This is a genomic window from Pseudomonas sp. GW821-FHT07E12 (genome assembly GCF_058986605.1).
In genome coordinates, this window is the sequence record NZ_JBYSVX010000031.1 from 35042 (window position 1) to 47428 (window position 12387).

A 12387-nucleotide genomic window follows, 5' to 3' on the forward strand; every position below is an offset into this window, starting at 1 on the left:
CAGGGCGGTGCACTCACACCGCTACCCGGCCGCGCTCGATGCCGGCGCTGGCGTTAGCGTTGGCGTTGGCCAGCGGGTCTATCTACAGGCCGCCCCGGGGCGGATCCACGTCGCCGGCGCCGCCGGCAGCTGCATGACCTGGTGCGATTGCCACCGGCCCGCGCACCTGGCCACCGCCGCGCCCAGCTGCAGGCCAAGCTGGGCAGGATGATGCACTCACAGCCTCGGCCTGGCCGCGCTCGATGTCGGGCCTGGCGCTGGCCAGCTGGTCGACCTGCAGGGTGTCCTGGGCGTATCCAAGCCTCCGACAGCTGCAGAACCGGAGCGCGAATGTGACGACGGGGACACCGTGAGCACCGTCGCGCCCAGCGGCGGGCCGGAGCAGAGCGGCACGCTCAATGTCGATTGTCATCAGCGGGCCACATGGCCTCTCGCGTCCTCAGCACCGACCCACCACTGCTTCATTTGGAGCGGCATTTTATTTGTTTCTTTGTTTCTTTGTTTCTTTCTTTGTTTGTTTAGGATCATGCTACACTGCAATCAACCACCCGAAGGAGACAGGTATGCGACCCGCCGAAATCAGCGATGCCGAAATCATTGAAGCCGGCACACAGCTGCAGGCCCAAGGCACGAACGTGACTGGGTTTTCGCTTCGCAAGCGCACAGGGCGTGGCAGTCCGGCGCGGCTGAGTCAGGTCTGGCAGACCTATATGGCCACGGCGAGCGTGGCCCCGGCGGTGGCAGCCGAGCTGCCCGTCGAGGTGGCTGACGACGTGGCCAAGGTCGTAGCTGATGTAGGGGGTCAACTCCATCGCGTAGCCACCCTGATGTACGACAAGGCTGTGAGGACAGCGGAGCGTCGAGTGGCAGAACTGGTTAGGGCGACCAAGGAACAGCAAGCCCAAGCAGACCAGGAGCTGGCCGATGCGTCCGCGGCCTTTGAGGAGATGGAGGACCGATTCGACACCCAGTCAGCTGAGATCGAAAGCCTGAAGGAACAACTGGCGTCCGCACGCACCAGCATCCAAGGCCAAGCAATCGAACTGGCCAAGGCTGGCGAACACCTGGTCAGTGAGCGGCAGCGCAATGAAATCCTGCAATCCGAGCTTGCTCAGGCCCGCTCAGATGGCCGGGATGCAGCTGTTCTACAAGGGAAGGTTGACGCTCTCACTGAGCAAAATGCCAACCTGATGGCACATCTGAATGGGCGTGGAGCAATCGCGCCATCGCACGACTAAGAATGTTCCTCAAGGAACATTCAGCCAGTCATTAACGCAATTTAATGCAATTTTGCGGGTTTAAATGCAACACAGTGCACTTTAGTGCATCTAGAGCGGGCGGTTGGAGAAGGGATTCAGTCCGGTTTGCCCGTGGTTACCGGGCTCGCCCATAGCCGGCCGCCCTTGATGACTCCCCGGCCCGTCGCTGCGTAGCGGGCTGAATTGTAGGTCGCCCTGGGTGAGTCCACGTCGCTGCCGGCGCCGGCGCTGGCCAGCCGGTCGATCTGCAGGACGCCGCGGGCGGATCCACGTCGCCGGCAACTGCAGGACCTGGTGCGCGATCGACACCGGCCGCGCAGCTGGCCACTACCGCGTCCAGCTGCAGGCCGAGCTGGGGCAGGGTGGTGTACTCACCGCCGCGACCCGGCCGCGCTCGATGCCGCCGCCGGCGTTGTCCAGCGGGTAGACCTGCAGGGCGCCCCGGGCGGATCTACCCCGCCGGCAGCTGCAGGACCGGTGCGATCGCCACCGGCCCGCGCACGTGGCCACCGCTGCCCCCAGCTGCACTCCGAGCTGGGGCAGGGCGGTGCGCTCACCGCCGCGGCCCGGCCGCGTTCTATGCCGGCGCCGCCGGGAGAAGTTGTCCTCGCAGACTCCCCGGCGCTTGCCGCTGTTGCTCTTCCAGGCTCTTGATCCCCTTGTAAATCGCCTGGCGCCTTATCAACTTGTTTATATACAAACATGAAGAGCTACTTGGGAAGAGCTACGTGTAAAGCCTACTTGTGTGCGATCTCTAACGCCTAAATGTTCTTTGAAAACATGTGGTTGTATGACATTTCGGTTCTTGATGCATTAGAGATTGCACGTGAAGACGTTAGAGATTGCACGTGAAGACCGTTAGCGATTGCACGCACATGCATTAGCGGTTGCACGTGGATAAATGTTTAAGTAGATGATTTTAAAGGAAATTCTAGGCGTTAGAGAACGCGCGTGGATAAGTCGGTCTTATCCACAAGGTATACATACCTTATCCACAACCACTGTGTATAAGTGCGGTAGCCCTTGGGGCGCCAATGCTCTGACGCGATCACCGTGGGTTCTCTGACGCGCCCATCGGAAAGTGACTACGGTTACTGGATCGTACATTCCAACCCTTTTGGATCGTACGTTCCAATGCACTGGCCTAACGGTGCGTGGCAGGCTGGCGTTAGCGATTGCACGCGCTCGCAGGCCAATATCAGCCTGGACACCGTTAGAGATTGCACGCGAGAGGAAGCCGTTAGAGATTGCACGCACCCTTTCGTCTATCGGGTCTGCGCTGAGTAGGTACACTCGCGGAAATGTTCGCCAAGGAACAAATCAGTGGACCAGCTCGCCGAGATTGAGCGCCTGCAGGCTGCAGGGAAGCTACAGCGGGAAATGGCTGTCATCCTGGGGCTCAGCCGGCCACGGGTCGCCAACCTGGTCCGCGTGTTGGCGCTGCCGGCGTTCTTGCTTGAACTGGTTCGCTCGGGTGGGTTGACCCCTAAGCATGGCGAGCTGCTCGCGGGTATCAAAGACAGCGCCGTTCAGCGTCGCCTTGGCGAAAGCGCGTTGGCTGGCAGGTGGACAACTGCCAGGCTGGCAAAGGAGATCGACCGATCACGAGGGAAGCGTGATCGGGATGATGTCCACAAGGACGCGGACATAGCGCATCTGGAGCGTCGCCTTGGAGAGCATCTGGGAACAACCGTGCAAATAGAAACAGGCGCAGGCCACGGGGGGGCGCTGCGCCTGTTTTATACCGATCTGGATACCCTGAGCGGGCTCCTGGAGCGGCTTGGATTCAGCGAGTAGGGAGCTTTGCCATGATGTGCAGCGGCGCCGGTGTCAGCACCAGGTTGTCGCGATCGTCCGTGATGTGGCCACGAGCCTCGGGATAGAACACGAGGACTTCATCAAGGCGCTTCAGGAAGTAGTAGCGGAAGGACCGCACGCCGGCCGCAGTGTCCGCGTAATTGCTGCCGATCTGCCCTTTCAGGCCCAGCCACGGAATCTTGACCGAAGGCTTACGCGAGTGCCGAAGGACGTACATGCGGTAGGTCAGCCACGTGTAGATGTCCATCGCCAGCGGTGATTTGCTGATCGAGTGAAACACGCGCAGATCCATCGGCACGGGTCGTTCCGTGACTTCACGGAAGAACTCGTCGGTGAGGTTCAGCGAACTGACCCACAGCGACTGCACGTCAGGGTTGTGGTGCCAAAACACCTTTTCTGAGGTGCTGATCGGAAGGCGAACGCTGTTCTCCGACAGGTCGTCGTCTTCGTACTCGATGGAGATGACCGATCGGAACAGGGACATCGCCTGCTTGCGGAAGCGGGCGATGTCCGAGCCATTGCTATGCAGACCGATGCGCTTCAGGAACTCCGCCTGACTGCGGCCTAGATCGAGCTGCTTGTTTTGGGTCCGCACCGCTTCGGTGCAGATCCACGCCAACAGCACGCGGGGTATGGACCCGTAGGGGATGCCATACTTTCGGGTTGTGGCGACAATGTTGAGGGTTGCCCGCCCGGTGGATCGGGAATACATGGTGCCAGGCGGAAGCTTGGGGTCCATGTGGGGCAGGGTGGCCTGAGCCAGGATGCGAGCCATGTAGCCCAAGGCCCCAGCCGACACGGCATCCTCACGCTCGATGGCCATCCAGTCGTCCAGCATGGCACGATGACGGGGTCCCAGGAGGGACTTGTCCGGGGGCAGGATCAACGTGTCGCTTTCAACCTGAACGGGTCTTTTGTTAGATTCGTCAGTAGCCATGCTCTGTAGCCGCTCCTTATTGGTGTGCAGAGTGTGGTTTCGTGTCGGTCGAGGGCTGCAACCCTCGGCCGACTTTACTTTAGCCTGATTGTATGGAAGGGCAAAACTTTGCGATTCCGCGAGCGGAAGTGGCCAAGCAGCACACAATGAAACGACTTCCAGCCAGCGTAGACGAGTCCGAGATCCCCGAGATGCGGAAGAAGTTCGCAAAGAACTTCCGCGCAGCCAGGATCAGAGCGGGTCTAACACAGAAAGACATCTGCGAAAAGGCGGGCCTGACCCAGCCATACCTCAGCGAAGTTGAGCGGGGCTTGAGCAACATCAGTCTCGACAACATGGAAGTCCTCGCAGGCCTGGTGCACAAGCCACTATGGGTCCTGCTTAGGTAATGACCTGATCCGAAAAGAAGAAGCCGCCGCTGGGCGGCTTTTTTTTTGCCCGATGATCCTTGCAGCTAAAGGCGAACAAGCCAAACGTTGGCAAGTTCTGTGATCGTGTTCGCAAAAACAGGGGTGTTGGACGCTGAGAATTATAGTCTATAGACTATACGCGGGGAATCCTTCCCGTGGAGATTTGCTGTGGATGGAACAGGCACACCCTCGCAGCCAAGTAATAGCGGCAGCTCGGCCGATCGCTTGAGGGAAAAGTTGGAGCGTGAGCTGGGGCGTCCCGTCATGGAGCTTCTGCGTGATCCGACTGTTGTTGAAATCATGCTCAACCCCGACGGCGTGCTGTGGGTAGAGCGCCAGGGCAAGCAGATGGAAGAAGTAGGAAAAATGGCGCCACATTCGGCGCTTTCGGTGATGACTACCGTGGCCAGCTTCCTGCAGACCGAGATCACTCGCGAAAAGCCGATCCTGGAATGCGAGCTGCCGATTGATGGCTCTCGCTTCGAGGCGTTGCGACCCCCGGTGGTGTCAGCCCCCACCTTCGCAATCAGAACGAAGGCAAAGCGCATCTTCACCCTGCAGGAATACGTCGACAGCGGAATTATGTCGCCAATGCAGATGCAGCAGCTTCTGTCGGCCGTGCGGAGTAGGAAAAACATCTTGGTCGTCGGTGGCACCGGTAGCGGTAAGACAACGCTGTCGAACGCCATCATCCACGCGATCTCGGAAGAGCACCCGAACGACCGAATCCTAATCATCGAAGACACCGGTGAGCTGCAATGCGCGGCCGCGAATGCCGTCGTTATGCGTGCTGTCGAGGACGTGACGATGGAGCGGCTGTTGAAGGCATCGTTGCGACTTAGGCCGGATCGAATTCTCGTCGGCGAAGTCCGTGATGGATCCGCGCTGACACTCATTGAGGCCTGGAACACCGGCCATCCAGGTGGCATTGCCACCATCCATTCCGACGTAGGAGATCCGGAAGCGGCGCTCCTACGCATGGAAAGCCTGGTGGCTCGCGCCACCAAGGCACCGCAGCAGGCTCTGATTGCCAAAGCGGTCAATGTGATCGCCTCGATCGCGAAGACCGCAAATGGTCGAAAGGTGCATGCAATCACCGAGGTGACGGGCTACGACAGCCTGAAAAACACCTACTCGTTTCAACATGGAGATGAAACATGAAGTTCAATCGCGCGGGCAGCAAGCTGGCTCGCATCCTGACCCATCCGGGAACCCGTACGTTCCTGATGATGCTGCTGTTCCTGTGCGCCGCCCAGGTAATGGCGAGTGATGCTGGTTCCGGCGGCGGCGGTAGTGGCCTTCCCTGGGAAAAGCCGATCGAGAAGATCGTGGCATCGATCAGTGGGCCGGTTGCATTCGGCATCTCGCTGCTCGGACTGATCGGCGCTGGCGCGGGTCTGATTTGGGGTGGCGAGATGTCTACCTTCATGAAGACGCTGCTGTACGTGGTCCTCGTGATCAGCCTGATCGTCTTCGCCAAGGGCCTGATCGGCGGTGCACTGTTCAGCGGCGCGTCGCTTCCCGATGGCGTGATGACCTACCTGCATTCCGTGCGCGGCGCAACGGCAGGGGGCTAAGCCGTCATGGAAGAGCAGCTTGAGCACGCGAACTTCTACTACGCCCTACACCGGCCGCAAGAAGTGCTGGGTGGGGAACGCGAGCTGACGCTCTTCAGCATGCTGCTGGCAGGCGCGCTGATCTTCACCGGCATGAGCTGGACAACCACCTTTATTGGTGGAGGCATCTGGATGGTGTGCTGGTGGGTACTGAAGAAGATGGCGAAGGCGGATCCGATCATGTCCAAGGTCTACATCACGCAGCTGAAGTACAGCCCGTACTACCCGCCGCACTCAACTCCATTCGCCGAGTAACCGCCTGGGGCGGTTCCCCGCCCCTCGCGGCCTAGTGATCAGGACACACAATGAACAAGCTCCAAGAGTTTCGATCAAAGACGAAAGGCCTACCGGATCTGCTCAACTTCGCGGCACTGGTAGAGCCGGGCACGATGCTCTGCAAAAGCGGCGCGATCCTGGCCGGGTTCTTCTTTCGGGGTGACGACCACGCGTCGTCCACCCCGGCAAACATGAATTACGCGGCCAACATGGTCAACGACGCAATGAAGTCGCTTGGCGCCGGCTGGACGACCTGGACGGAAACCATTCGCTATCGTGCCCCGGGATACATCCCCGAGGGCACGTCAAGCTTCACCCAGGAAGTGCCGCGGTTGATCGAGGCGGAGCGAAGGGAAACCTTCATGGGACAGAATGTCTTCAAGTCCGAGAACATCTTGATCGTGCAGTATCTGCCCCCGATTCGTCCGGAGCTGAAGGCTGGCTCCAAGATGAAGTCTGTGAGTGAGATGGTCATCGAAGGCGATGAACTGAATGAAGATAGTGTGCAGGAACGCATCCTCGCCGAATTCAACAAGGTCCTGAAGGACATCGAGGACCGCCTTGGAAATGCGGTCAGGATCCGTCGAATGGGTCGCTATGAGGGCGAGGACGGATACGGCGGGTCATACGAATCTGATGAGCTGGTGAACACGCTGCGCAGCACCGTGACCGGCACGATGATGGAAGTCGCATTGCCAGAATGCGGGATGTATGCCGATAGCTGGATGTTCGGCGACGACCTGTACGCCGGCACCACGCCAAAGCTTGGCGAAAAATTCATTGGTGTGATCGGAATTGAAGGCTTCCCCTCCATTTCGTACCCGAGCATTCTCAGCATGCTCAACGAGATGGCTCTGCCCTATCGCTGGTCGAACCGCTTCATCCATCTTGATCGCCACGAGGCCGAGTTCGCGCTTGGCCGCTACGTGAGCAAGTGGAAGCAGAAGATCAGAGGTTTCGTCGCTCAGATGACGAACAAGCAAGGGTCGATCAACACCGATGCACTGAGCATGACGCAGCAGGCCGAATCGGCAGTTAATGAGGTCCGAAACGGAAACAGCGCGTATGGCTACTACACATCCTGCATTGTCCTGATGCATGAGGATCCTGCATGGGTGGCTTCAACCGCACGAAGAGTACAGAAGGCCCTGCGGCAGGTCAGGTTTGCTGGGCGCATCGAAACCATCAACTGCATGGAAGCATGGATTGGATCCATCCCAGGGCATGCGCACGCCAACGTGCGTCGGCCACTGATCAGCACGCGCAACTTATCGCACATGCTGCCTCTGTCCGCACCCTGGGCAGGTCTGCCGACGAATCCTTGCGACTTCTATCCGAAAGGTTCGCCCCCGCTGATGCTGACGGCAACCACCGGCTCGACGCCATTCAACCTCAATCTTCACGTGAGTGACGTTGGACACACCCTCATCTTCGGCCCCACCGGCGGCGGCAAGTCGACCCTGCTGGCGACGATTGCAGCGCAGTTCCAGCGATACCCAAAATCAACCGTTATGGCGTTCGACAAGGGCCGTTCGCTGCTTCCCCTAGCGCTCGCCATTGGGAAGCACTACGACATCGGCTCGGAAGAAGGGGGGCCGCAGTTCTGCCCACTGCAGTATTTGGACGGTCCCTCTGACGTGGCCTGGGCACAGGAGTGGGTAGAGATGTGCTACTCCCTGCAGGCCGGGAAGCCCATGGTTCCTACCCAAAAGAAAGATGTCTATGAGGCGTTGCTCAGGCTTCAGCAGAAGACGCATCGGTCGATGACCGATTTCGTGTCGGAGCTGCAGGAGGATCTGCGCGCGGCATTGAGCTACTACACCGTTTCTGGACCGATGGGATATTTGCTTGATGCGACCACCGACGCTTTGGCGGACAACCCGTTCAATGTGATCGAGGTTGATGAGCTGATGAAGCTCGGCGATGCGGCGGCCCTGCCCGTGCTGCGGTACCTGTTCCGCAGATTCGAGAAGAGCCTAAAAGGACAGCCGGCTTTGTTGATCCTGGACGAAGCATGGATGGCATTGGGCAACCCTGTGTTCCGTGCGGCGCTGCGGTCCTGGTTGAAGGAGCTGCGTAAAGCGAACTGCGCAGTTGTGCTCGCAACTCAGAGCCTCTCCGATGCAGTCGGCTCGGGAATCCTGGACGTACTTCGAGAGTCTTGCCCGACGAAGATTTTCCTTCCGAACAAGGATGCGCTGGAGGATACCGACCTCTACAAGAGCTTTGGTCTCAACAGTCAAGAGATCCAGCTCATATCCAGAGCAACGGCAAAGCAGGAGTACTACTACAAATCAAGCCTCGGATCTCGCATCTTCAATATGCGTCTTGGGCCGCTCACATTGGCCTTCACTGCCGCGTCCGACAAGACCTCAATTGCACGAATCAAAGCGCTGCACAAGCAACACGGAACCGGTTGGCATCGCCACTGGTTGGCAGAAAACGACATCGACTACCACAAGTATCTCAACGACAGAGGTGAAGCAGCATGAGCAAGATCATCCGCAGGACCTGGACAGCCACCACCACTGCAGCCCAGCGCTTCGCCCGCACGGGTGTGATGTGTGTCGCGCTGACCGCCGCGGGCGCGGCGTGCATCGCCGTTGGCCCGGCCAACGCGCAGTGGGCGGTAACCGACTTGCCGCAGACCATTCAGGTCATGCTGGCTGACCTGAAGCGTGCCCAGGACGACTCCAAGTCGTTCCAGGCACAGAGCCAGCAGCTTTCAACGCAGCTGCGCCAGTACGAAGACATGGCGCGCAACAGCGGCCGCCTGAGTGAGTCGCAATGGGCATCGGTCACCGGCGATATGAAGAAGCTGCGCAATGTCTACAACAAGACCAAGGCGTTGGCCTACCAGGCGCAGGATTTCGATAAGCAGTTCAAGGGCACGTTCAAAGACTACAAGGCCTTTGCCAGTGCACGCCGAGACAAGAATTTCGAGGACGAGTACGCCAAATGGGCGGAGTCGGGCTTCGACAACGCCAAGAACGCGATGGAAGCCGGCGGCATGCAGGTCGAGATGATGGATGACGAAGATGCCGTGTTGGCTGACCTGGTTGCGCAGAGCCAGAGCGCCGGCGGACGGATGCAGGCACTTCAGGTAGGCAATCAGATGGCCGCGCAGCAAGTTCAGCAGACGCAGAAGCTCCGCCAGCTGCTGGCCGCCCAAACCAACATGCAGGCGCAGGCACTCGCCCAGCAAACCCAGCGGCAAGCGGCGGAAGACGCAAACACCAACCGCTTCTTTAACGAGCCCAAGAAGAGCAAGGGCAAGGAATTCTGATGCGCATCATGGACAACAGAGCGGGGCTCTGCTGGCGCCGGATAGGCGCAATGCTTGGGGTGCTGGCCATGGCGATCGCAATTTCTGGCTGTGACAAGCCGCAGCCGGTGCCAAGCCTCGACCTTGAAGTCATCCAGAACAAGTGCTACGCCGGCAGCGTGCCGGATTGCGACACCTACGAGAGCGTGGCCGGCAAGGATTTGCCGTTCGCGGAGAATGTCCGAAAGGCCCATTCCAAGCCAAAAACCAAAGGAGCGGAGTTCTGATGGCTGGCTCCCGAGCATGCCTGCAAGCGGCAGGTTGGGCCTTGTTCGCTGTGCTGGCCGTCACTGCAGCACCGGCGTTCGCTGCGGACCTTCAAGACCCGACCGCATCGTTTGACGGTCTGCTGCAGCTTGTGCAGCAGACTTCGGCGTCTTGGGGGCCAAAGCTTCAGGGCTACGCCACGACATTGTTCTGGCTGCTGGCCACTATCCAGTTCACCTGGAGCATGGGGATGTTGGCCTTCAAGAGCCCCGACTTCGGCGAACTCTTCGGCGAGCTATTCCGACAGGTCATGGTTATCGGTTTTTGGTTTGCCTTCCTGATGTTCTCCGTGGAATGGAACACCGCCATCGTTGATAGCTTCCGTCAGGCTGGCGCTGCAGCTGCCGGATCATCGAAGAGCCTAATCCCCTCGGACATGTTCACCCTGGCGGTCGAATTCGCAACCAAGATCGCGCAGTCCGGCGCGGGGCTTGTATCGCCGCTCAACCCGTTCGCCCAGGTACTCACCTCGATCTCGGCAATCATCGTACTGCTCTGCTTTGCCTTCATCGCCGTGCTCATGGCCGTTGCGCTCTTCGAGAGCTACATCGTCATCAATGCTGGCGTGTTGATGATGGGATTCGCGGGTTCGTCATGGACCCGTGATATGACGCTCCAGTTCTTGAAGTATGGCGTCTCTGTTGGCGCCAAACTTTTCGTGCTTTCACTGCTGGTAGGGCTGATCAGTCAGGCATCGAGCACGTGGGCGGACGCCTATCAGCCAATGTCAGCGGACGGCTCCTCGACGTTCACGCTGCTCGGGTTGGCGCTGTGTTGCGCATACTGCTGCAAGACGATCCCCGAGCTGATCCAGGGCGTAATCGCCGGCGTTTCCCCTGGTGGCGGTGGGGCGATCGGCGGGATTGCTGCCGCCGGCATCGCTGCGGCCGCGGCCACCGCTGCGGTGGCCAAGACAGTGGCTACAGGTGGGCTTGCGGCGCCTGCGGCAGCGGGCGCTGCGGCCAATGCTGCCAGTTCGGTCGGTTCGGCTGCTGGTATGGGCGCAGGTCAAACCCTCACCAGTACAGGTGGAGCGGCGGCGGAAGGCGCCGGTGCTGGCATGGCAGAACTCGGTGAAGGTGTGGGGCGCGGTGGCGCTGCCGCTGGTGAAGCTGCAGACGGCGCTGGCGGTGGAGCCGGTGACGTTGGTGGCTCCAGCGAGGGCGGTGGTGATTCAAGTGGCGGCAGCGATGCTGAGGGCGGGTCGTCGGGTGAGGACGATGGTGGTCCGGCCGCTGCGAACGATGAGGAGTACAACTCCGGAACGGACATTCAGGACGACCTGACGGGCACCGGTGACGATGGCACCGCCGCGGCTGAGAGCAGCCCGGAAGACGCTGCGACGGGGCAGGGTGCGGACCCTGGGAAGGGTGGGAAAGAGAGTGGCCTGGGCGGCATGTTCGAGGCGGCCCGTCACGCAGGCCGTGGCGCATACGCGGCGGGGGCGATGGTGACGCCTGGAATGGACACCAGTCCATCGGCCGACGGGCTGGCTACTGGGCCCGGCAACCTCAAGGGCGACAAGGAAAAGGACTCCGACGCTGGCACCAGCTCGGCTCCAATGCCTTTGCCGGACAACGTGATCAAGCCGGAGTCGCCGACCGAGGGTAAGGACAGCTCCAGCGGTGGAAAGAGCAACGGTGCAAAGCCGCCGAAGCACGACTAGCCCGGTTCTTCGACCGCAGTCACAGAACAGCGGGTAGAGCACCGAATCCCTAAAGAATACGCGCTGCCAGCCGTTACTGGGCTGGTCAGCGCGTAACTAGCCATATATGATAAAGACTATATGAAGCGCGACGATTCCAAATCAAAGCTCAAGCCTTCGGCCAGCCCCTACGATTCCGCCAAACAGGAGTGGTTGGAGCGGTACGGCTCCTATATCGCTCAGGCCCGGAACTGGCGCATCGCTGCGCTTGGGGCAATTGCGGTCGCGTTCCTGGCCGTTGGCGGCCTGGTCATGATCAAGAATGATCAACGCGTGGTCGCGTATGTGATCGCGACGAACGGCGATGGCAGCGTAACCAATGTCAGTCAGATGCAGGCGGGCGTTCGCCCGGAGCAGAAGCACATCCGGGCCGCACTCAATGAGTGGATCACGGGTGCTCGCGTGGTGTACGTCGATGGCCGCGCGATCGACGCGGTGAACAAGAAGGCGTACGCCATGACGATGCCTGGCTCGCCGGCGTACCAGGAGCTGAGCCAGTATCACCGCGCCAACAATCCGTACACCCGCGCATCGCAGGAAACCGTAGATGTCCGGGTGGAATCAGTGCTCCCGCTGAGTGATTCAACCTGGCGGATCGAATGGACTGAGGTAATTCGTGGGCGTGGCGGCCGCGAAGTGCGCGAACGCCGCTGGCAGGCTACCGCGACGGTTGAAATCCGGACGCCGACCGAGGCATCCGAGCTGGTCAAAAACTCTTTCGGTGTCTTCGTTACCAACTACTCCTGGGCCGAACGGCTCTGATGGCAACCGCAT

At 60.0% G+C, this 12387-nt stretch carries 13 protein-coding genes; 12 read left to right on the forward strand and 1 reads right to left on the reverse strand.

Features of this window, described 5'->3' with window-relative positions; translation table 11 throughout:
- Nucleotides 1–398 precede the first annotated feature (398 nt).
- The 3 genes from AC3WJE_RS15835 to AC3WJE_RS15845 all read left to right on the forward strand — a co-directional run bounded on the left by AC3WJE_RS15835 (nt 399) and on the right by AC3WJE_RS15845 (nt 3056).
- Nucleotides 399–1238 (forward strand): DNA-binding protein, encoded by an 840-nt coding sequence (locus AC3WJE_RS15835; RefSeq protein ID WP_493731778.1) that lies wholly within the window; start codon nt 399–401, stop codon nt 1236–1238.
- A gap of 220 nt (nt 1239–1458) precedes the next feature.
- Entirely contained in the window at nt 1459–1686 is a 228-nt protein-coding gene (locus AC3WJE_RS15840) for a hypothetical protein (RefSeq protein WP_493731779.1), read from the forward strand.
- An 896-nt stretch (nt 1687–2582) separates the two neighbouring features.
- A complete protein-coding gene (locus tag AC3WJE_RS15845; RefSeq protein ID WP_493731780.1) occupies nt 2583–3056 on the forward strand; it encodes a ParB/RepB/Spo0J family partition protein in 474 nt (157 codons plus the stop codon).
- Here AC3WJE_RS15845 and AC3WJE_RS15850 read toward each other — a convergent pair.
- Nucleotides 3046–4014 (reverse strand): replication protein RepA, encoded by a 969-nt coding sequence (locus AC3WJE_RS15850; RefSeq protein WP_493731781.1) that lies wholly within the window; start codon nt 4012–4014, stop codon nt 3046–3048. The genes AC3WJE_RS15845 and AC3WJE_RS15850 overlap by 11 nt on opposite strands.
- A 191-nt stretch (nt 4015–4205) precedes the next feature.
- On the opposite strand from AC3WJE_RS15850, the gene AC3WJE_RS15855 reads away from it, so the two are divergent.
- The 9 genes from AC3WJE_RS15855 (at nt 4206) to AC3WJE_RS15895 (ending at nt 12375) form a co-directional block, all read left to right on the forward strand.
- Nucleotides 4206–4403 (forward strand): helix-turn-helix domain-containing protein, encoded by a 198-nt coding sequence (locus AC3WJE_RS15855; RefSeq protein WP_493731809.1) that lies wholly within the window; start codon nt 4206–4208, stop codon nt 4401–4403.
- Nucleotides 4404–4592: 189 nt separating this feature from the next.
- On the forward strand, nt 4593–5585 hold the full coding sequence (gene trbB, locus AC3WJE_RS15860) for a P-type conjugative transfer ATPase TrbB (protein WP_493731782.1): 993 nt from the start codon (nt 4593–4595) through the stop codon (nt 5583–5585).
- Nucleotides 5582–6001, forward strand: coding sequence for a TrbC/VirB2 family type IV secretion system protein (locus tag AC3WJE_RS15865; protein ID WP_493731783.1), 420 nt, complete (start codon nt 5582–5584; stop codon nt 5999–6001). Before trbB ends, AC3WJE_RS15865 begins: the two co-directional genes overlap by 4 nt.
- 6 nt (nt 6002–6007) lie before the next feature.
- Entirely contained in the window at nt 6008–6295 is a 288-nt protein-coding gene (gene trbD / locus AC3WJE_RS15870; RefSeq protein WP_493731784.1) for a conjugal transfer protein TrbD, read from the forward strand.
- A 50-nt stretch (nt 6296–6345) separates the two neighbouring features.
- Nucleotides 6346–8808, forward strand: a complete 2463-nt coding sequence (locus tag AC3WJE_RS15875; protein WP_493731785.1) for a VirB4 family type IV secretion/conjugal transfer ATPase — start codon at nt 6346–6348, stop codon at nt 8806–8808.
- Complete coding sequence (trbJ, locus tag AC3WJE_RS15880) at nt 8805–9602, forward strand: P-type conjugative transfer protein TrbJ (RefSeq protein WP_493731786.1); 798 nt, start codon at nt 8805–8807, stop codon at nt 9600–9602. The genes AC3WJE_RS15875 and trbJ overlap by 4 nt, the downstream gene beginning before the upstream one ends.
- A complete protein-coding gene (locus AC3WJE_RS15885; RefSeq protein WP_493731787.1) occupies nt 9602–9868 on the forward strand; it encodes a hypothetical protein in 267 nt (88 codons plus the stop codon). The genes trbJ and AC3WJE_RS15885 overlap by 1 nt, the downstream gene beginning before the upstream one ends.
- Before the next feature lie 50 nt (nt 9869–9918).
- Nucleotides 9919–11574 (forward strand): P-type conjugative transfer protein TrbL, encoded by a 1656-nt coding sequence (trbL, locus tag AC3WJE_RS15890; protein WP_493731810.1) that lies wholly within the window; start codon nt 9919–9921, stop codon nt 11572–11574.
- Nucleotides 11575–11694: 120 nt separating this feature from the next.
- Nucleotides 11695–12375 (forward strand): VirB8/TrbF family protein, encoded by a 681-nt coding sequence (locus tag AC3WJE_RS15895; protein WP_493731788.1) that lies wholly within the window; start codon nt 11695–11697, stop codon nt 12373–12375.
- Nucleotides 12376–12387 lie beyond the last annotated feature (12 nt).